Here is a 21,382-nt window from a genome sequence, read left to right on the forward strand (position 1 = left end):
AAAAAAGGAAAAAATTATGGCAAAAGTTATGAAAACAATGGATGGTAACGAAGCCGCTGCATATGCTGCCTATGCGTTCACAGAAGTGGCAGGAATTTATCCTATTACTCCAAGTTCACCTATGGCTGATTATACAGATATTTGGGCTTCTCAAGGAAAGAAAAATATTTTTGGAATGCCTGTAAAAATTGTTGAAATGCAAAGTGAAGCAGGTGCTGCTGGTAGCGTTCATGGTTCGTTACAAGCTGGTGCATTAACTACAACTTATACAGCTTCTCAAGGTTTATTACTTAAAATTCCAAATATGTATAAAATTGCAGGTCAAATGCTTCCTGGTGTTATACATGTTGCTGCTCGTGCAATTGCTGCTCAAGCTTTATCAATTTTTGGTGATCATCAAGATATTTACGCAGCTCGTCAAACAGGTTTTGCAATGCTATGTTCAAATAGCGTTCAGCAAGCTATGGATTTAGCTGGTGTTGCTCATCTTAGTGCTATTAAAGGAAGAGTTCCATTTATGCATTTCTTTGATGGATTTAGAACATCTCATGAAATTCAAAAAATTGAAGTAATGGACTATGAAGTATTTAAAAGATTAATTGATATGGATGCAGTTCAAGCATTCCGTGATACCTGTTTAAATCCTGAACATCCAAAAACTCGTGGAACAGCGCAAAACGATGATATATATTTTCAAACTCGTGAGTTAGCTAATAAATTTTATGATGCTTTACCTGATGTAGTAGCTGATTATATGAAAGAGATTTCAAAAGTTACAGGTAGAACTTATAAACCATTTGTATATTATGGTGCTGCTGATGCTACTCGTGTAATTGTTGCTATGGGTAGTGTAAATGAAGCTTTAACTGAAGTGGTTGATTATCTAAACAAAAAAGGCGAAAAAGTTGGTGTTATGATGGTTCATTTATATAGACCATTTAGCTTAAAATATTTCTTTGAAGAAATGCCAAAATCAGTTAAAAAGATTGCAGTTTTAGACAGAACAAAAGAACCAGGTAGTATAGGCGAGCCTTTATATCTTGATATAAAAGCTGCATATTATGATAAAGAAAATGCGCCTTTAATTGTAGGTGGTAGATACGGTCTTAGTTCAAAAGATGTTGACCCTGCACAATTACTTGCAGTATATGAGAATTTAAATCAAGAAAAACCAAAAAATAATTTTACAATTGGAATTAATGATGATGTAACTCATCTTTCATTACCACTAGGCAAAAAGATTTCATTAGGAGATGAAAGCACAACTGAATGTTTATTCTACGGACTTGGTGCTGATGGAACAGTAGGTGCAAATAAAAACTCAATTAAAATTATTGGAGATAAAACTGATTTATATGCACAAGCATATTTTGCTTATGATAGTAAAAAATCAGGTGGATATACAAGAAGCCATTTAAGATTTTCTAAAAAGCCAATAACTTCAACTTATTTAGTAAGTACCCCACATTTTATTGCTTGTAGTGTTGCTGCATATTTAGACATTTATGATGTTTTAGCAGGTATTAGAGAAAACGGAACTTTCTTATTAAACTCAATTTGGGACGAACAAACTACAATTGAAAAAATTCCTAATAAAGTTAAAAAAGTTCTAGCTGAAAAAAATGTGAATTTTTATATCATAAATGCTACAAAACTTGCTCGTGATATAGGACTAGGTAATAGAACAAATACAATTATGCAAAGTGCATTCTTTAAATTAGCAAAAATTATTGATTATGAAGATGCTCAAAAATATATGAAAGAATTTGCATATAAAAGCTATGTTAAAAAGGGCGAAGCAGTAGTTGAGATGAACTATAAAGCTATTGATATTGGAGCACAAGGTTTAGTAAAAGTTACTGTTGATCCAGCTTGGGCTAATTTAGTAATAGATGAGAAAAAAGCTGATGATAAATACATAGGAACTGCTTTTGTTGAAAATATAGTTAAACCTATGAACGCTGCAAAAGGTGATGATTTACCAGTGTCAGCATTTATTGGATATGAAGATGGTAGTTTTGAGCATGGAACTACACAATATGAAAAGCGTGGTGTTGGTGTTATGGTTCCTAAATGGATTGAAGCAAATTGTATTCAATGTAACCAATGCGCATCAGTTTGCCCACATGCAGTAATACGCCCATTCTTAATTAATGATGAAGAAATGGCAAATGCTCCAGCAGGCGTGAAAGAGCATTCAATTGATGCTAAAGGTGTAAAAGGCGAAAGTCTTAAATTTAAAATTCAAGTTTCAACATTAGATTGTACAGGTTGTGAGTTATGTGTAACTGAATGTCCAAGTAAAGAAAAATCACTTGTTATGGTTCCACTTGAAGAAGAGCTAGAAAAAGGCGAACAAGATAATGCTGATTACTTATTCCATAAAGTTACTTATAAAGATAATTTTATAGCAAAAGATACTACAAAAGGTGCTCAATTTGCACAACCATTATTTGAATTCCACGGAGCATGTCCAGGTTGTGGTGAAACTCCATATATTACATTAGTTACTAGAATGTTTGGTGAGAGAATGATGATTGCGAATGCAACAGGTTGTAGCTCAATTTATGGTGGTTCAGCACCTTCTACTCCATATCGCAAAAATGATAAAGGTTTTGGACCTGCTTGGGGCAACTCATTATTTGAAGACAATGCTGAGTTTGGTATGGGTATGAGAGTTGCTACCGAGACAATTCGCCATAGAATTGAAGATATTATGATTAATACGAAAGATAAAGCTCCAAATGCAATTGCAGCTCTTTATGGCGAATGGTTGGCTAATAAGAAAAATGCTGATATAACAGCAGATGTTAGAGATAGACTAATTCCATTATTAGAACAACACGCAGAACTTGAAGGTGCTAAAGAAATTTTAGGTCTAAAAAGCTATGTAGCTAAAAAATCTCAATGGATTTTTGGTGGTGATGGCTGGGCTTATGATATTGGTTATGGTGGGCTTGACCATGTTTTAGCTAGTGGAGAAGATGTGAATGTATTAGTAATGGATACTGAAGTTTATTCAAATACAGGCGGACAAGCTTCAAAATCAACTAGAACAGGTGCAGTAGCACAATTTGCTGCAAGTGGTAAGCCAAGTCAGAAAAAAGACTTAGGACAAATTGCTATGACTTATGGAAATATTTTCGTAGCTCAAGTAAATTCAAATGCAAATTATGCTCATTTTATTAAAGCACTAATCGCAGCAGAAGCCTACGATGGACCAAGCTTAATCATTTGCTATAGCCCTTGTATAGCTCACGGAATTAAAGGTGGAATGGGCGCTAGTGGTGATCACGCAGAAATCGCAACTAAGTGTGGTTATTGGCCAATTTACACATTTGATCCAAGATTAGAAGCAGAGGGTAAAAATCCATTAAAAATTGCTTCAAAAGAACCTGATTGGAATTTATATGAAGAGTTCTTAATGGCAGAAGTTCGTTATAACTCACTAAAAAAAGGAAATCCAAAAGAAGCAGCAGAACTATATGCTCGCAACAAAGCAGATGCGCAAAGACGCTATAGACAATTAAAGCGTTTAGCAGCAGCTGATTATAGCGTTTCTGAATAATCTCAAGCCCTTTTTAGGGCTTGATTATTTTATTACTCAAATAGAATTTAAAACATTAATATAGTTTTTTAATAACTAGTGAATTATTAATTATATTAATCTTTTTATGAAGAAATAAGAAACATTATTGACGCTTATAAAAGCATTAAAATACTTTCATAGTTTTATACTCAAAAATTAAAATTATTTTTTAAGAATATATAAAAATATCATCTAATTATTATAAATTGAAGTAATTACTTAAATGGTGTTAATTTGCCTATTTAAAGCTTAATAGTATATATTCAAAATTAGCGTAAATAAAGGCAAATTAAATATTTAAAATATTAGTAAATTTATACTATAGATTTATAAGCAATGTGAAAAATTATTAATTATTAAAATACTAAAAAAGAAATTTTTTATAAGTTTATTACTAATAAATATTGATTATATTCTGTTTTTTATATTAATTTTATTACAAATTCTCTAATTCAAAATACCAAAAAATCGTGATTTTTTATATATTATAATTTTTATCTTATGAGATTATAAAAAAAATAATATTTGACTTATAATGTAATTTAGAATAATATTTTGCTATTAATTTTTTATTTTAAGAAAAAAATAAAGATTAATACCAAAATTCTTATTTAAAGGAGTTTTATATGAATGAAGAAAAATTCAATAGGCGAGATTTCATAAAATCAGCTACTATTGGTGTTGGTGCAGTAGCAGCTAGCACAAGCCCTGTATCAATTATGGCAAGTGAGCTTAAAAAAAGTGGTAAAAATACCTCACTACCAAGCGTAGATGTTTTAGTTATCGGCTCTGGTGGTGCTGGTCTTAGAGCTGCTGTTGCGGTTAGAAAAAATCATCCAAATTTAAATGTTGTAGTAGTTAATAAAGGTATGCCATCACGAAATGCAACCTGTATGGCTGAAGGTGGGATTAATGGTGTGATTGATTTTGAAAATGGTGACTCAAACAAATTACACGCATATGATACTGTTAAAGGTAGTGATTTTTTAGGCGATCAAGATGCAATTATTAAATTTGCCGAAAAAGCAACTGAAGCAATTCACGAACTTGATTATGCAGGAATGCCTTTTAATAGACAAAAAGATAAAACGGTTGCAAGGCGTTTTGCTGGTGGTGCAAAATATGAACGCTGTAATTATGCAGCCGATAAAACAGGTTCTATTATGATGCACACCTGTCTTGATGAAGCTATTACAAATGGTGTTAATTTCTTGCTTGACCATTACTTACTTGACATTGCGATTGATAATAATGAGTGTGAAGGTGTAGTTCTTTTAAATATGCAAACAGGAGATGTAGTGCCTGTATTAGCAAAATCAGTAGTTCTAGCAACAGGTGGTTATACTCGTGTGTTTTATAACCGCACTTCAACCCCATTTAATGCTAGTGGAGATGGAATTGCTGCAGCACTTAGAGCTGGACTTGCGTTTAAAGACCCTGAAATGCTTCAATTTCACCCAACAGGAGTTAGAAATGGTGGTGCATTAATTACTGAAGCAGCAAGAGGTCTTGGTGGAAAATTAATTAATAATAAAGGCGAACGCTTTATGAGTAAATACTCAAATCGTCTTGAGCTTGCTCCAAGAGATATTGTTTCTCGTTCAATTGAAAGTGAAATTCGTTTAGGCAATGGATTTGGAGAGGGAATGGGCTCTTATGTTCTTTTAGATGTTACACATTTAGGTGAAGAGCAAATTATGAATGAATTACCACAAATTCGTCATATTGGACTTTTATTTGAAGGTATAGATTTAGTAAAAGAACCAATTAAAATTCGTCCAACAGCACACTATTCAATGGGTGGTATAGAAATTGCAAAATTTGATGATATGAGTACTCATTTAGCAGGACTTTTTGCTGCAGGTGAGACAAGTTGTGCTTCAATTCACGGAGCAAATCGTCTAGGTGGAAATAGTTTAGCTGATGCGGCAGTTACAGGCAAACTTGCAGGTGAGGGTGCAGGTGAGTATGCAAATAAAAGACAAAATTATGGCTCTGGCAAACACGCTGAAGAATTAGCTCAAAAATGGAGAATTAAGCTAAAAGATATAACAAGTGGCAATTCAAAACCTAACGAGCTTTATGATTTAAGAGAAGAATTTGGACAATATAACTGGGATAATATGGGAATTTATAGAACAGGAGAAAAGCTTGAAAAACATATAAAAATCCTAGATGAGATTTGGGCTAAATATAATAATCTTAAAATTTCAAATCCAAATATGTTTTATAACACTGCTTTAATTGAGTATTTAGAATTTGGAAATCTCATTCTTTTAGCAAGATGTGCTTGTCTTGGTGCATTAAACAGAAAAGAAAGCCGTGGGGCTCATACTAGAGAAGATTATCCAACAAGAGATGATGAGAATTTCTTAAAACATAGTCTTGTTACTTTAAAAGATGACAAATTAAGCCTTAGTTATAAAGATGTAGTTATTACAGAATTTAAACCTGAAGAAAGGAAATACTAATGAAAATTTTAATTGACCGCTTTAATGGAGTTGATAAATTTGTTCAAGCATATGATTTAAGTATAGATGAAGTAAAGGGAAAAACGCTTTTAGCCTTATTACAACATATAAAACGCACTCAAGATATTTCACTAAATTTTACTTCGGCTTGTCGTATGGCAATTTGTGGTGCTTGTGGTGTGCGTGTGAATGGGCATTCATACCTTGCTTGTGATACTAAAATGGATGATTTATTAAAAGAATATGACAATCCTGAAAGCTTAAAAATCTCTCCTTTGGCAAATTTTAAAGTTCTTTCGGATTTGGTTGTAGATTGGGAGCCAAGTATTGAGAATTTAAGAAAAATAAAACCAACTATAACACCAAAAGAAGCCTTTTCTGATAAAAAAGGTTGCGTGCAAACTCAAGCTGAAGTTGATGCTATTAAAAAACAATGGGATTGTATTTTATGTGGTTGTTGTGCTAGTGAATGTAATAAACTTGAAGCTGATTCAAGTGATTATATGGAACCATTTGTATTTACTCACGCATTTCGTGCTGCTTATGATTCACGCTCAAAAGATGCTTTAAAACACTTAAAACCATCTATTGCAAATGGTCTTTGGATGTGCGTTCATTGTCAAGAGTGTGCCGACCGCTGTCCTAAAGGAATTAGTGCTGCTGATGATATAGCAATGCTAAGAGTAATGGCTATGAAAAAAGGTTTAAAAGATGGCACAGGACCAGCTCACGCAGAAGCATTCTTAAAAGACTTAGAAGATACAGGTAGATTAAATGAGATTTATTTAGCACTTCGCTCTGAAGGTGTTTTAGCAAATACTACAAAAATAGATATTGCATACAATCTAATGAAAGCAGGTAAGATGAATCCATTACATATTTTTGGTGATGAAGAAATTGAAGGTCATGAAGATTTAGTAAAAATGATTGAAGCAGCTAGAGCTGCTAATAAGGAGTAAGTTATGCAACAAAAAGATTTCGCTTTTTTCCCTGGCTGTGTTTTAAGTCAAGCAGCTAAAGAATCAAAAATGTCATTAGAAGCAATAGCTCCAATACTAGGTATAACTTTACATGAGATTAAGGGTTGGAGTTGCTGTGGTGCATCTCAAGCACAAGATGTAGACCCAATAGCAGCACTTGTAGCAAATGCTAGAAATATAGCATTAGCTGAGAATATGAATATGCCAATGCTAACAACCTGTAGCACTTGTATGCTAACTTTAACTCGTGCAAAAGCTGCTTTAGATAAAGGTGCAAAAGACCGCATAAATGAATATTTAGCAAAAGGTAATATGAAATATCAAGGAAATAATGAAATAACAAGCCTTTTATGGATTTTGTATGAGAATTTAGATACCTTAAAATCAAAAGTTGTTAAGCCACTTTCTAATCTAAAAGTAGCTTTATTTTATGGTTGTCATAGTATTCGCCCTGAAAAATCATATAACGCAAAAGAAAGTTCAACTAATCCAAAAAGCTTTGAAGCTGTAGTTAGTGCGCTTGGTGCGACAATAGTTCCGTTTGCAAAACGCTTAGATTGCTGTGGTTTTCACGCTAGTTATCCAGCAGTAAAATCGGTGCAAAAAATGTCATCTCAAATTGTTGGTAGTGCTGATAAAAATGGTGCTGATTGCGTTGTTACACCTTGTCCGCTTTGTCAAATGCAGCTTGATATTTACCAAGAACGCTATCAAGATGCAATGGGTTCTGAAATTAGAAAGCCAATAATTCATCTTTCTCAATTAGTAGGATTAGCACTTGGTCTTAGCAACGAACAATTAGGACTTGATTTAAATATAATTGATGCTACAAAATTAGCATAATTTTAGGGGCTAAGCCCCTAATTCTTTTGCCATTTTTATAAACTCAAGCTCTAAATGTGAGAGTTTTTTATCTTTTTTATAAGCTATAACTAATGTTTTAATTAAATTATTATCCTTTATATTAAATAATTTTATTTTATCTTTTTTATCATCTTTTATTAATTCGCTAATAGTAAAAGTAGCACCAACACCACTTGCTACTATTGAATTTGCAATATCAAAAGTCTCAGTTTCGCATAAAATTTTAGGAATAAATTCATTGTTTTTAAACATTAAATCAATATCTAATCTACTTCTTTGAGAAGATTTTGGCAGAATAAATTTCTCATTTTTTAGTTCTTTGATTGATATTTCTGGCAATTCTTTATTTTTATATTTTAAAGATAATTCGTGTAAAGATGGCAGTGCTAGAAAAACATTGCTGCTTTTTATTATTTCATATTTTAAATATTTTATATCAAGTGGTAAAACTAGCATTCCAAGGTCAATTTCATCATCATAAATCATTTGTTTGATTTTAAGCGTTGAAAAGATTTGAGAAATTTTAATACTAGCATCACTAAAACGCTTGCAAAATTGTGGTAAGAGATTTGGAATCATATTATAGCCATTTTGTAAGAATGCTATACGAATTTTGCCAGTTTTGGCATTGTTTAGTGCTGAAATTTCAGTATCAAGCTCTGCTATCATATCTTTTATTAGATTTGCTTTTTTTAAATATATTTCTCCTGCTTCGGTTAAAGATATTGGATTTGTGCTTCTATTAAAAAGCGTGGTTTTTAGCTCATTTTCTAATGCAAAAATACTTTGAGATAATGATGGTTGCGGTATTTTAAGCTCATTTGCAGCCTTTGTAAAGCTTTGCAATTTTGCTACTTTTAAAAATAGTTGCATATGTCTAAAATTCATCTTTTATCCTAATTTAAATTCTTTATTTTTCATATAAATATTTTATATGTTATTTGGTAATAAAATAAAAAATAGCTTTATAAAATTTTTTACTTTTAAAATTTAAATAGACAATATTTATTATAAGATTTTAAAACAAAGTAAAAATGATTATTCTAGCGTGGGTAATACCTGAATATAAGTAAAATAGCAAAAATAATATGCTAAATAATATTGACATTACAACAAATTCTACTTTAGATTAATATATCTTGTAAGAATATTTTAAAGCAAATTGAAGCTGTATTTTATGGTTTTCATATTATACAAATTTATATAATTTTTAAAGATTAATTACTAAGTAAAGCAATGATTTTAAATTCTTATTTTGTAAAAATCAAAATAAGAATTTAAATAAGTATTATAAACCTAATTGAATTTCTTTAGAATATAAATATCCTAAATGATTGGTGTTATTTAAGGTTATTATTTTTGCTAAATCATTAGATATTTCAAGGACATTAATGCAGGTATTATCTTGAGTAATGTTCCAAAATGAGCTAAGTGGTGCATTTAATAAATGAGAAATGATTACCTTATTTACTGCATCGTGAGCGAAAACTGCAATTGTTTTTCCATCATATTTTGTAATATAATCGTTTATTGCAAGTTTTACTCTATTTAAAATATCTTCTAAACTTTCTCCATTAGGCATTTTTACTAAATGTGGGGTTTGCTTCCATTTTTTTAATAAATCTTGTTCTATTTCACTTGATAATCTACCTTCCCAAGTTCCGTGATTTATCTCTAATAATCTTTCATCTTTTAAAACTTCTTTATTGTGAAATTTAGCACTTTCACAAGCTGTTTCATAAGCTCTTTTTAAAGGACTTGCTATAAAAAAATCAATTTGTATATTTTTTAAAGCAAGGGCTAATTTCTTAGCTTGCTCCTTGCCTAAATCACTTAAATCAGTATCAATTTGACCTTGATATCTACCTTCTTTATTCCAATTAGTTTGCCCGTGTCTAAGTAGTATTAGATTAATCATCGCAAATCTCACTGCAATCAATTATCTTAACTCCATGAACTCCAGCTAATTCACAAAGTTTTTTATAATCTGTTTTTAATGGTTTTTTATTAATGCTAATTGCCATTATGTTTTCACCACTTGTATTTGTTTTGCTAACTTGCATACTTAAAATATTTATTCCTGCTTCGCCTAAAATAGTTCCAATTTGTCCTATCATACCAGGCACATTATCGTGTGGCACTAACAATAATACTCCACTTGGTTCAAATTTAATATCATATTCATCAATACCACTAACATAAGCACTCTTATCGCTCATTAAAGCTCCTCTTATTTCGTGCTCACCTAATTCGCTTACTATTTTTACTTTTATTTGATTATTTACTTCATCACTTTTTTGCTCAATTAAGCTTATTCCTCTATTTTGAGCTAGAATTGGTGCATTAACCATATTTACTTTTTCTTGCAATATAGAATTTAATAATCCACATAACATTACTTGGCTTAAAGCTCTAGTATCAAGCTCTTTAAAGGCATTTGAATACTCAATGAAAACTTGTTTAATTGCTGAATTGCTAACTTCACATGCAATAAATCCTAATGCTTTTACTAGATTAAAATAAGGCTTAATTTTATTTAGCATTTCAGGACTAACTGGCACAGCATTTAAAGCACTAGCAACCATTTGACCATTTAACGCTTCTTTAATAGCAATTGCCACATCAACTGCAACTCCTTCTTGAGCTTCTATTGTAGACGCACCTAAATGCGGTGTTAAAACCACATTTTTTAAAGTTGTAATCTCGTGGTTTCCTAATGGCTCATTAGCAAAAACATCAAGAGCAGCTCCTGCAATATCTTTATTTTTTAAAGCATTTGTTAAATCATTAAGATTAATACATTCACCCCTTGCTGCATTTATAATTCTTACACCTTTTTTCATTTTAGCTATGCTATTTTTATTTATCATTTCTTTTGTTTCATCTGTTAATGGAAGGTGTAATGTAATAAAATCAGCTTCAGCATAAACTTCATCTAATTCACATTTTTTAACTTGTAAATGAATAGCTCTTTCGTTGCTAAGATATGGATCATAGGCAATTACTTTCATACCAAATGCTTGTGCTCTACTAGCAACACCAGCACCAATTCTACCTAAACCTAAAACCCCTAAAGTTTTATCTTTTAATTCAAGTCCTAAAAAGCTTTTTCTATCCCAAATACCATTTACAACGCTAGCATGTGCGTTAGGTATCATTCTAGCAAGACTTAACATTAGTGCAAAAGTATGTTCTGTAGCTGCGTTTGTATTACCATTTGGTGCATTTACTACTATTATTCCTTTTTTTGTAGCTGCTTTTATATCTATATTATCAACACCAACTCCAGCTCTACCAATTACTTTTAATCTATGAGCGTGTTCTAATACTTTTTCTGTAATTTTTGTAGCACTTCTTAAAATAACTGCATCATAATCACCAATTATTTTTAGCAATTCTTCTTCGCTAATTTTAGGATATTCACTTACTTTGCAATCTTTTTCTAAAATTTTAGTAGCTAAATCGCTAACTCCATCTAAAACTAAAATCTTGTTCATCTACTCTCCTTTAAATAAAAGCTTTATTCTAGCAATTATTTTAAAGGATTGATTAATTAATTTGTTTTAAGTCGGTATTTTTAATATCTTAATTCAAATTCTTTAGAATTTCTTGAGTATAAATAGCATCATCAACACTTGCTAAAAGCCCTAAATCATTTGTCTTGATATAATTAATAAACTCATCTTGCTCTTTTGCTAGGCTTGAATGAGTTTGAAGTGTTATTGTAGTTTCATCTTTAATTAATTTTGAGTTTAAAAAGTCTAATTCATAGCTTGATACATTTGTGTTTATAAAGGCTTTTCTAATCCTACTATTAAATTCCCAAGAAGCTAAAATATCAAGATTATTAGAATTTAGCTTAATTTGCGTGCAAGGATTATTTGTGCGATTTATTTTAAAACTAGCCTTTATCCCAAAGAAATTTGCTAAATCCAAATCATGCACGCAAAGGTCTAAATCAACCCCAACATCACTAATTCTAGCTGGTTTTTTAGATGCTCTTATAAAACTTGCATATTTTATTTCTTCGTTTTTGATATGTTTTAAAAACTCAAGGCTTACAGGGTTAAATCTCTCGCAAAAGCCAACTGCTACATTCACTCCGCTATTTTTAATAGCTAAAGCTTCATCAAGACTAAATGATAATGGTTTTTCTATTAGAATAAAATTGATTTTATCTTTAATCTTAGAAAATACTTCATAATGATATTTAGTCGGAACAACTATTATCGCTCCATCAATATCATTTTTTAATAATTCATCTAAATTAGAAAAATACTTATCATCATCAATCCAATCAGGCTTAATTAAATCAAAGCAATATAAATTTATATCCTTTTTACAAAGTTCGGTGTAGTGGTTTTTACCCATTACACCAAGACCTATTAATGCTATATTCATTAAAAGCCTTCTTTATCTAAAGTATTATTTAATTCATTTAAAAGTGCGATTTTTTCCCATTGAGTATTCATATCAATTTCATTGCCTTCTTCTGTAGAGCTAAAACCACATTGGGTGCTAAACTCAATTTGTTTTGTATCTAAGAAATTAGCTGCTTCTTTTGCTCTTTTAATTAGAGTTTGAATACTTGGATTTTCTTTAGTTTTAGTAGTTAAAAGTCCAATTACTACTATTTGATTTTTAATATATTTTAATGGTTCAAAATCTCCTGACCTATCATCATCAAATTCTAAAAAGAATTTATTTATATTAAGATTTGCAAATAATTCGCTAGCAACCTTGCTATATCCACCACTAGCACTAAAATGGCTTCTATAATTACCCCTACATATATGTATTGCACTTGTGATTGTTTTTGGCATAGTTGCTAGGCTTTTGTTTAAATACTCTACATATTCTTTAGTGCAATTATCAGCGTTATAGTTGTTTTTGATTAGATTTGCTCTAAAATCTTCATCACAAAACGAGCCAAAGCTAACATCATCAAGTTGTAAATAAACTCCGCCTAATTTTTCAAATTCTAAATAAAAATCAGCATAGGCTTTTAAAATATCTTCTTTTAATTTTGCATAATCTTTTCCGTAGTATTCAAATTCTACATTAAATCCACCACGGATAAATAACATATATAAAAGCATTGATGGGCTAGGAATTGTTAATTTTAAGCGATTTGTATCAATGCCTAATTCTTTTGCAATTTTTACTAAACTTGCAAAATCTTTTAAGAAAGGATGGTCTTTACACTCTATTTTATTAGTTATTTTAATACCTTCAGCTCTTGTTTCTATACCTTTAAAAACATAGCCTTTTTCTTTAATAATTTTGCTAATTCCACTAAATCCCCAATAAAAATCTAAATGCCACCAAGAGCGTCTAAATTCTCCATCACTTAGATAATAAACATTGTTTTTATCACACTCAATGAGTAGTTCTTTTATGCACTCATCTTCAATAGCTCTTAATTCGTCTTTACTGATTTTTGCGTTTGCATAATCACTTCTTGCAGCTTTTAATTTAGCTGGTCTTAAGAATGAACCTACTTGATCTAATCTTCTCATTTATTCTCCTTTATTAAAAATTTCAATGATTTTTTCTTGGTCTAGTGTATCTAAAAATGCAGAAAATGGCAAAGATAAAATCTCATTCGTTACATTTTCGCATACTTTAAAATCACTTGCTTTATAATCTAAATATTTAAAGCAAGGTTGCGAATATAGTGCTATTGGATAATGAATTGCGGTTGGGATATTGTTTTCACTTAGTTTTTTTACTACTAAATCTCTATTTTTAACCCTTACGCTATATTGAGCCCAAACGCTCTTATATCCTGATTTTACCTTAGGTGTAATGCAGTTTTTAAGGTTTTTTGTATAAATGTTAGCAATTTCGTTTCTTTTAGCAATTTCTTCATCAAAATATTTTAATTTTACATTTAAAACTGCAGCTTGTATGCTATCAAGTCTTGCATTTAAGCCTATTATTTCGTGTTTATATCTCATTTCGCTTCCGTGATTTATAAGTAATTTTACTTTTTTTGCTAATTCATCGCTATTTGTAAAGATAGCCCCACCATCTCCATAACACCCAAGTGGTTTTGAAGGGAAAAAACTTGTCGTGCTAATATCGGCAATATTACAAGAGATATTGCCTAAATCATCTTTTGCACCAAAGCTTTGAGCTGCATCTTCAATCAAGTATAAATTATGTTTTTTACATATATTTTTTATGGAATTTAAATCAGGCATTTGACCAAAAATTGAAACTGCCAAAATAGCCTTAGTCTTAGGTGTAATTAGGCTTTCAATTTTGCTTATATCAAGGTTATAATCTACTTCGCTTATATCAACAAAAACAGGTTTAGCTTTAATTAAAGCTATCATTTCAGAACTTGCAATGAAAGTAAAAGGAGTTGTAATTATCTCATCACCTTCTTTAATCCCTAAAGCTTTTAATGCTACATATAAAGCCGTAGTTCCGTTTGAGCAAGAATATGCGTATTTTGCTTTTGTATAATTTGCTAAATTACTTTCAAGCAAAGAAACTTCATTTCCACCTATAAAACTTGTATTATTTAATATATTTTGAATTCTTTCATCTATTTCGTTTTTGTATTTTAAATATTGAGATTTTAAATCACAGAATGCTAACATTGATTATCCTTAAAAAATAAAAGGCTAATTGTATTTGCTTTCATTTAATACATAATTATTTAAGGCTTTATTGTAATCTTTATAATAAGCTTTTTTAAAATATAAATTTATAAAAATTATTTAAAATGATATTGAATGTGATAAAATAGGATATTTAAAAGCTTTTATTTATAAACAAGTAGCAAATACTCAAAAACTATAGCTAGTAATAAATCTATTTATTAATAAAATATTTGAATTATTAAATAATCTTATTTTATAGTATTTTATTATTATTGGAATTTAGGTGCTAGAGTTTTAAAAGTTAGTCTATATAAAAGGATAAAAATGAATGAATTAGAAAAGGTGCAAATTAGTTTGCCAATAATTTTAGATTTTGTATTCTATAGCGTATTAATGCTAGGAATTGGGTTTTATTTTTGGAAGAAAAATAAAACTTCAGAAGATTATTTTATAGGCGATAAAGGTATGGGTCCTATAGTATCAGCACTTAGTGCTGGAGCGTCTGATATGAGTGGTTGGCTTCTTATGGGATTACCAGGGGCTGTTTTATTATATGGCTTAGGTAAAACTTATATAGCAATAGGGCTTAGTATTGGTGCTTTAATTAATTGGATGTTTGTTGCTAAAAGGCTTAGAATTTATACTGATGTTAGAAAAGATTGTATAACTATTCCTGATTATTTTGAGACTAGATTTAGCGATGATAGTCATACCTTAAGAATAATTTGTGCTATTGTGATTTTAATATTTTTTACTATTTATATATCTAGTGGTTTAGTAGCTGGTGGAAAGCTTTTTGAAGAATTATTTTCAGTTAAATACGAACAAGCAGTAATTACAGGAACTATATTAATAGTTGTTTATACTTTCGTTGGCGGATATAAGGCAGTTTGTTGGACTGATTTGATACAAGGCTTATTGATGATGGGGGCTTTAATTATTGTTCCATTGGTTATGATTAATGAAATAGGTGGATTTAGCGAAGCTATTAATATAATAATTAAGCTTGGAGAAGAAAGTCAAAAAGATTATATTTCTATGAGTAAAAATCTAACTTTAGTAGGGATAATTAGTTCTTTAGCTTGGGGACTTGGGTATTTTGGTCAGCCACACATAATAGTAAGGTTTATATCTATAAAAAGCACAAAAGACATTCCAATTGCTACTTTTGTAGGTATTTCTTGGATGGTAATTAGCTTAATTGGAGCTATTTTAATAGGATTTATTGGTATTGCTTATTTATATAAGTTTAATATAGACTTATTAGATAAGGATAGAATTTTTATAGTAACTAGCCAATTATTATTTAATCCTTGGATTTCTGGAATTTTATTAAGTGCGATTTTAGCAGCGATTATGAGTACGGCAAGTTCGCAATTATTAGTATCTAGCTCAACTTTAGCAGAAGATTTTTATAGAAAAATTTTTAATAAAGGTGCTCCTGCTAAGATAGTAATGAGAGTTTCAAGACTTAGTGTTTTGGTTGTTGCTATTGTTGCTTTTATAATTTCTGCTGATAAAAACACTAGCATTATTGATATTGTTGGATATGCTTGGGCTGGTTTTGGTGCTTCTTTTGGTAGTGTGATAATTTTTTCTTTATTTTGGAAAAATATGAGTAGATTAGGTGCGATTTTAGGTATGAGTTTTGGTGCTTTAGGAGTGATTTTGTGGGAGCATATTGATTATTTTAATATTGCAAAAGAAGGTATATTTGAACTTTATTCAATAATACCAGGATTTTTACTAGCTTCAGTATTTATAATAATAGGCTCAATAATACAGCCAGTAAGACAAGGAACAAAAAAAGCTTATGATGATATGCTAACTAAATTAAAGCTCTAAAAATTAGAGCTTTATTATCTTTAGTTTAAAACCTTTTTGATATGATTTAAAAAATTTTCAAGGATATAAAAATGGATATAAGAAAAGAATTTTTAGAGTTTTTTGCTAGTAAAGGTCATGAAATTACCCCATCAAGCCCACTTGTGCCTGATGATGCGACTTTGCTTTTTGCAAATGCAGGAATGGTTCCTTTTAAGAGTATTTTTACAGGTGAAGTGCCAAGCCCAAATCCACCTAGAAAAACAAGCTGTCAAACTTGTATTCGTGCAGGTGGAAAGCACAATGACTTAGATAATGTTGGTTATACTGCAAGACATCATACATTTTTTGAAATGTTAGGAAATTTCTCTTTTGGTGATTATTTTAAAGAACAAGCTATTGCTTATGCTTGGGAATTTGTAACTGAGATTATAAAATTACCTAAAGATAGGCTTTATGTAACTGTTCATGAAAACGATGATGAAGCTTATAATATGTGGCAAAAACATATTGCAAAAGAACGCATTTATAAATTTGGAGATAAAGATAATTTCTGGCAAATGGGTGATACTGGCCCATGTGGTCCTTGTAGTGAGATTTTTTACGACCAAGGTGAAGAAAATTTTAAAAGCGATGAAGATTATATGGGTGGAGATGGAGATAGATTCCTTGAGATTTGGAATTTAGTTTTTATGCAGTTTGAAAAACACCCTGATGGAACTATGACAAAACTACCAAAACCTAGCATTGATACGGGTATGGGGCTTGAGCGTGTAAGTGCTATTAAAGAAGGTAAATTTAGCAATTTTGATAGCTCATTATTTATGCCAATAATTGAAAAAATCGCAAGTTTAGCAAACTTAAAATATGAATATAAAAGTGGTGCTAGCTTTAGAGTAATTGCTGATCATATTCGTTCAGCTACATTCTTACTAGCTCAAGGCGTAACATTTGACAAAGAAGGGCGTGGATATGTTTTACGCCGTATCGTAAGAAGAGCTTTAAGACACGGATATTTATTAGGATTTAAAAGTGCATTTATGTATAAATTAGTAGATATTGTTTGTGAATTAATGGGAGAGCATTATACATATTTAAACGAGAAAAAATCTTTTGTAAAAGAGCAATTATTAAGCGAAGAAGAGAGATTTTTAAATACTATTGAAAAAGGTATGCAAATCTTTAATGATGAATTAAACAATACTAAAGATATTTTTAGTGGAGAAGTTGCGTTTAAATTATATGATACTTATGGCTTTCCACTTGATTTAACTCTTGATATGTTAAGAGAAAAAAATCTTAAAATTGATGAAGACAAATTCAATGAACTAATGGCTAAGCAAAGAGAATTAGCTAAAGCAAATTGGAAAGGTAGTGGGGATAAAGCAACTCACGGAGATTTTAAAGAATTATTAGATAAATTCGGTCTAAATGAGTTCGTTGGATATGAAAACACTGAAATTAAAGCAAAATTATTAGCTGCTTTAGATGAAGAATTTAAAATTGGAATTAAAAGCAAAAAAGCTTGGCTAATGTTTGATAAAACTCCACTTTATGCAACAAGTGGTGGGCAAAATTACGATTTAGGTAGTATTTATAAAAATGATAAATTAGTTGCAAATGTGCTTGAAGTTGAGAAATTTTTTGATATTAATTTAGCTTTAGTTGAAATTCTAGGTGATTTTAATGTAAATGATGAATTATTAATCAAAATTGATACCGAAAGAAGAGCAGAAATCGCAAGACATCATAGTGCTACTCACTTGCTTCATTATGCATTAAGAAAGGTTTTAGGAGAAAATGCAACTCAAGCAGGTTCATTTGTAGATTACAATAGAATTAGATTTGATTTTAATTTTACCCGTGCATTAAACGAAGATGAGCTAAAGCAAATTAGTGATATTGTAAATGATATGATTTATAAAGCTACAAATTCAAATATTCAAATAACTGATATTGAAAGTGCAAAAAAATGCGGTGCAATGGCGCTTTTTGATACAAAATATGGCGATAAAGTAAGGGTATTAACTTTAGGAGATAGTATTGAGCTTTGTGGTGGAACTCATGTTAGCAATACTTCAGTAATTGGCGATTTTATAATATTAAAAGAAAGCGGAGTAAGTGCTGGTGTTAGAAGAATTGAAGCAATAGCAAGTAAGGCTGCTAAAGAATACTCAAGGAATTTGATTGCGGAATTTGAAAATATCAAAAAAAGTCTAAAAACAAATGATATTTTAAAGAGTTTTGAGAATTTAAAAAATGAAATAAAAGAACTAAAAGACGCTTTAAAAAATGGTGCTAATAATTTAAATAGTGAGATTATTAACGGCATTAATGTTTGCGTTAGTGAATATAACGGGCTTGATATTAAAGCTAGTATAGATGAGTTTAAAAATAAATTTGATAAAGCTGTCATTGTTTTAATCGCTTGCAAAGACGATAAAGTAAGCATTGCGGTTGGCTCAAAAAATACTAGCGTTAAAGCAGGAAATTTAGCTAAGATTGTAGCTCAATTTTTAGGCGGAAATGGCGGCGGTAGAGATGATTTTGCTACTGCTGGTGCAAAAGATATTAGTAAAATCAACGAAGCTTTAGCTTTAGCAAAAGATGAAATCAAGAAGGTAATATGCTAGGGCTTGATAGCTTAGTTTTACCTTATATACATTTATTAGCCGGTATTTGCTTTATTGGTCTTCATTTAGGCATTAGAGCAAATGCTGGTTTTTATTTATGTGAAGATGAAGAGAATTTACAAAAAGCACTAAGGATATTAAAAAAGCAGCTTTATGCGTTTTTTGTTTTAATGGCTGTTATGGCTTTTAGTGCTATATATGTAATGATTAATAATAGTTCTGACCCATTGTTTAATACTTTAGCATCTACGCAATGGTCGCTTTATGCTTTTGCTACTTTAAATTTATTATATATTTATTATCAATTTATTTTATGTGAGAAAGAAAAAGAAAATAAATTATTGGTTTGTAATGAAAAAATAGCTTTAATTGTTTATTATTTTATCCCGTTAAATATTTTGATTTCTTGTATTGGTGTGCTATTTGCTTTACTCATTAGCACTATGATTTAAGGAGATTTTTTGAAATACATTATTTATTTTATAGCTGTTTGTGGAATTTTAGGCTGTGTTGTTTTAGGATATTTTTTAAATGTTGTTGAAAATAAAGATATTGATTATAAGGAATTTGATTTAGACCTTACAACTCAATTTTATGATAGAAATGGCACTTTACTTGCAAATGTTTTTAACGAAAATAGAGCTTATGCTAGATTTGAAGAAATTCCACCAAGACTAATTGAAGCATTAATTGCCATTGAAGATACGAGTTTTTTTGAACACGAAGGAATTAATATTGATGCTATTTTTAGAGCAATTATTAAAGATATTCAAAAAGGTCGCTTAGCAGAAGGTGCTTCAACTCTTACTCAACAACTTGTGAAAAATCATTATTTAACAAGTGAAAAAAGTATTAAAAGAAAAATAAATGAAGCAATAATTAGTTATGAAATTGAAAAAAATCTAACAAAAGAACAAATATTAGAAAGATATTTAAACTTTATATTTTTAGGGCATGGATATTATGGGATTAAAACAGCTGCTGCTGGGTATTTTCATAAGGAATTAAACGAACTTAGCCTTAAAGAAATGGCTATGCTAGTTGGCTTACCAAAAGCTCCTAGCACATATGATCCTACAAAAAGAATTGATTTATCGCTTTCAAGAGCTAATGCAGTTTTAAAAAGAATGTATGATTTAGGCTGGATTAGTGAAGCTGAATATAAACAAAATGTAGCTTTAAAACCAATTGTTTATGATGAGAGTTTAACTCAAAATAAAGCTCCTTATGTAATAGATGAAGCTATTAGACAATTACAAGCTATGGGAATTGAAGACATTAAAACAGGTGGTTATAGAGTTGAACTTAGTGTTGATTTGAATACTCAAAAAATAGCTGAAGAAGCTATTAAGTTTGGATATGATGAACTTATTAAAAGAGATAAAGATATAGATTTAAACCAAATCAATGGAGCTATGATAGTTACAGAGCCTAGTAGTGGGGATATTTTAGCTTTAGTTGGTGGGGTTGATTATTATAAAAGTAATTTTAATCGTGCTACTATGAGTAATCGTCAAGTGGGTTCAAGCTTTAAGCCATTTGTATATCTTACAGCTTTAAATCTTGGCTATTCACCTGCTAGCGAGATTGCTGATATTGCAAGAGTATTTGAAACTCGTGATGCACAGGGTAAGAAAATGATTTGGAAGCCTAAAAATTATGGAAAAGATTTTAATGGTTTAATCACTCTTAAAGAAGCACTTACAAAAAGTAGAAACCTAGCTACAATTAACTTATTACTTGATACTAGCCTTAGTTTTGTTCATCAAACAATTACTAAATTTGGTTTTACAAATGTTCCACAAGATTTATCAATAGGATTAGGTTCTTTTGGGGTTAGTCCTTATAATTACGCTGAACTTTATAGCATTATTTCAAATTATGGAACAAAACAACCTATTAGATTGATTACAAAAGTTACTGATAAATTTGGTAATGAAATTGAGTTAAAAACCAAAGAAGCAGAAGAATTTGTAAAACCTGAACAAGCTTATTTAATGATTGATATGATGAAAAATGTTGTTGCAGCCGGAACTGGTGGTGCAGCAAGAATTGCAGGACTTGAAGTAGCTGGAAAAACAGGGACATCAAATAAAAGTATAGATGCTTGGTTTGTAGGTTTTACGCCTAGTATTCAAGTAATAACTTGGTATGGTAATGATAATAATAAGCCTATGAAATATTATGAAGGTGGTGCTAGAACGGCTGCTCCTGTATTTAGATATTTTATGCAAAAATATTTAGCAGAAAATCCAAATATTAAAAGAACTTTTGATATACCAAAAGGCGTTTATAAAAGAGTGATTGATGGTAAAACTTGGTTTTATACAGATAAGTCACCTTTACCAAAAGCAAGTAGAAATGACATATTAAAACAACAAGAAGAAGATGGATTAATGTTTTAAGG

The 21,382-nt window shown here is 30.3% G+C and carries 14 protein-coding genes; 8 read left to right on the forward strand and 6 right to left on the reverse strand.

What is annotated here, in order from left to right; genetic code table 11:
- Positions 1-16: 16 nt before the first annotated feature.
- The 4 genes from nifJ to sdhE all read left to right on the forward strand — a co-directional run bounded on the left by nifJ (position 17) and on the right by sdhE (position 7,883).
- Complete coding sequence (gene nifJ, locus KJQ97_RS02180) at positions 17-3,568, forward strand: pyruvate:ferredoxin (flavodoxin) oxidoreductase (RefSeq protein WP_214119808.1); 3,552 nt, start codon at positions 17-19, stop codon at positions 3,566-3,568.
- Between the two features lie 647 nt (positions 3,569-4,215).
- Positions 4,216-6,060, forward strand: coding sequence for an 8-methylmenaquinol:fumarate reductase flavoprotein subunit (sdhA, locus tag KJQ97_RS02185; RefSeq protein ID WP_214119809.1), 1,845 nt, complete (start codon positions 4,216-4,218; stop codon positions 6,058-6,060).
- On the forward strand, positions 6,060-7,019 hold the full coding sequence (sdhB, locus tag KJQ97_RS02190) for an 8-methylmenaquinol:fumarate reductase iron-sulfur subunit (RefSeq protein ID WP_214117140.1): 960 nt from the start codon (positions 6,060-6,062) through the stop codon (positions 7,017-7,019). Before sdhA ends, sdhB begins: the two co-directional genes overlap by 1 nt.
- Positions 7,020-7,022: 3 nt before the next feature.
- Entirely contained in the window at positions 7,023-7,883 is an 861-nt protein-coding gene (gene sdhE / locus KJQ97_RS02195) for an 8-methylmenaquinol:fumarate reductase membrane anchor subunit (RefSeq protein ID WP_214119810.1), read from the forward strand.
- A 9-nt stretch (positions 7,884-7,892) separates the two neighbouring features.
- Here the strand turns inward: sdhE and KJQ97_RS02200 are convergent, their stop codons facing one another.
- The 6 genes from KJQ97_RS02200 to KJQ97_RS02225 all read right to left on the reverse strand — a co-directional run bounded on the left by KJQ97_RS02200 (position 7,893) and on the right by KJQ97_RS02225 (position 14,515).
- Positions 7,893-8,792 carry a LysR family transcriptional regulator gene (locus tag KJQ97_RS02200; RefSeq protein ID WP_214117135.1) on the reverse strand — a complete coding sequence of 300 codons (900 nt, stop codon included), beginning with the start codon at positions 8,790-8,792 and terminating at the stop codon, positions 7,893-7,895.
- Between the two features lie 400 nt (positions 8,793-9,192).
- Complete coding sequence (locus tag KJQ97_RS02205) at positions 9,193-9,834, reverse strand: histidine phosphatase family protein (protein ID WP_214142703.1); 642 nt, start codon at positions 9,832-9,834, stop codon at positions 9,193-9,195.
- On the reverse strand, positions 9,815-11,401 hold the full coding sequence (gene serA, locus KJQ97_RS02210) for a phosphoglycerate dehydrogenase (protein ID WP_214119811.1): 1,587 nt from the start codon (positions 11,399-11,401) through the stop codon (positions 9,815-9,817). Before serA ends, KJQ97_RS02205 begins: the two co-directional genes overlap by 20 nt.
- 88 nt (positions 11,402-11,489) lie before the next feature.
- Entirely contained in the window at positions 11,490-12,305 is an 816-nt protein-coding gene (locus KJQ97_RS02215) for a Gfo/Idh/MocA family protein (RefSeq protein ID WP_214119812.1), read from the reverse strand.
- Positions 12,305-13,423: a 5-methyltetrahydropteroyltriglutamate--homocysteine S-methyltransferase gene (locus KJQ97_RS02220; RefSeq protein WP_214119813.1), complete on the reverse strand. Its 1,119-nt coding sequence runs from the start codon at positions 13,421-13,423 to the stop codon at positions 12,305-12,307. The genes KJQ97_RS02215 and KJQ97_RS02220 overlap by 1 nt, the downstream gene beginning before the upstream one ends.
- Complete coding sequence (locus KJQ97_RS02225; protein WP_214119814.1) at positions 13,424-14,515, reverse strand: DegT/DnrJ/EryC1/StrS family aminotransferase; 1,092 nt, start codon at positions 14,513-14,515, stop codon at positions 13,424-13,426.
- 327 nt (positions 14,516-14,842) lie between these two features.
- Between KJQ97_RS02225 and putP the strand changes: the two genes are divergently transcribed.
- The 4 genes from putP (at position 14,843) to KJQ97_RS02245 (ending at position 21,380) form a co-directional block, all read left to right on the forward strand.
- Positions 14,843-16,363: a sodium/proline symporter PutP gene (putP, locus tag KJQ97_RS02230; protein WP_214119815.1), complete on the forward strand. Its 1,521-nt coding sequence runs from the start codon at positions 14,843-14,845 to the stop codon at positions 16,361-16,363.
- Between the two features lie 71 nt (positions 16,364-16,434).
- Positions 16,435-18,975 carry an alanine--tRNA ligase gene (alaS, locus tag KJQ97_RS02235; protein ID WP_214119816.1) on the forward strand — a complete coding sequence of 847 codons (2,541 nt, stop codon included), beginning with the start codon at positions 16,435-16,437 and terminating at the stop codon, positions 18,973-18,975.
- A complete protein-coding gene (locus KJQ97_RS02240) occupies positions 18,969-19,427 on the forward strand; it encodes a hypothetical protein (protein ID WP_214117112.1) in 459 nt (152 codons plus the stop codon). The genes alaS and KJQ97_RS02240 overlap by 7 nt, the downstream gene beginning before the upstream one ends.
- Positions 19,428-19,436: 9 nt before the next feature.
- On the forward strand, positions 19,437-21,380 hold the full coding sequence (locus tag KJQ97_RS02245; protein ID WP_214119817.1) for a PBP1A family penicillin-binding protein: 1,944 nt from the start codon (positions 19,437-19,439) through the stop codon (positions 21,378-21,380).
- Positions 21,381-21,382: the final 2 nt, after the last annotated feature.

Origin of the sequence: Campylobacter sp. 2018MI01, from assembly GCF_018501205.1 — a bacterium.
Lineage (GTDB): Bacteria > Campylobacterota > Campylobacteria > Campylobacterales > Campylobacteraceae > Campylobacter_E.

Excerpts from the sequence above, each read along its gene's own strand:
- nifJ (WP_214119808.1), top strand. The coding sequence starts at position 17 with ATGGCAAAAGTTATGAAAACAATGGATGGTAACGAAGCCGCTGCATAT.
- putP (WP_214119815.1), top strand. The coding sequence starts at position 14,843 with ATGAATGAATTAGAAAAGGTGCAAATTAGTTTGCCAATAATTTTAGAT.
- alaS (WP_214119816.1), top strand. The coding sequence starts at position 16,435 with ATGGATATAAGAAAAGAATTTTTAGAGTTTTTTGCTAGTAAAGGTCAT.
- KJQ97_RS02215 (WP_214119812.1), bottom strand. The coding sequence starts at position 12,305 with ATGAATATAGCATTAATAGGTCTTGGTGTAATGGGTAAAAACCACTAC.
- KJQ97_RS02240 (WP_214117112.1), top strand. The coding sequence starts at position 18,969 with ATGCTAGGGCTTGATAGCTTAGTTTTACCTTATATACATTTATTAGCC.
- sdhB (WP_214117140.1), top strand. The coding sequence starts at position 6,060 with ATGAAAATTTTAATTGACCGCTTTAATGGAGTTGATAAATTTGTTCAA.
- KJQ97_RS02200 (WP_214117135.1), bottom strand. The coding sequence starts at position 8,792 with ATGAATTTTAGACATATGCAACTATTTTTAAAAGTAGCAAAATTGCAA.
- sdhA (WP_214119809.1), top strand. The coding sequence starts at position 4,216 with ATGAATGAAGAAAAATTCAATAGGCGAGATTTCATAAAATCAGCTACT.
- KJQ97_RS02220 (WP_214119813.1), bottom strand. The coding sequence starts at position 13,423 with ATGAGAAGATTAGATCAAGTAGGTTCATTCTTAAGACCAGCTAAATTA.
- sdhE (WP_214119810.1), top strand. The coding sequence starts at position 7,023 with ATGCAACAAAAAGATTTCGCTTTTTTCCCTGGCTGTGTTTTAAGTCAA.
- serA (WP_214119811.1), bottom strand. The coding sequence starts at position 11,401 with ATGAACAAGATTTTAGTTTTAGATGGAGTTAGCGATTTAGCTACTAAA.
- KJQ97_RS02225 (WP_214119814.1), bottom strand. The coding sequence starts at position 14,515 with ATGTTAGCATTCTGTGATTTAAAATCTCAATATTTAAAATACAAAAAC.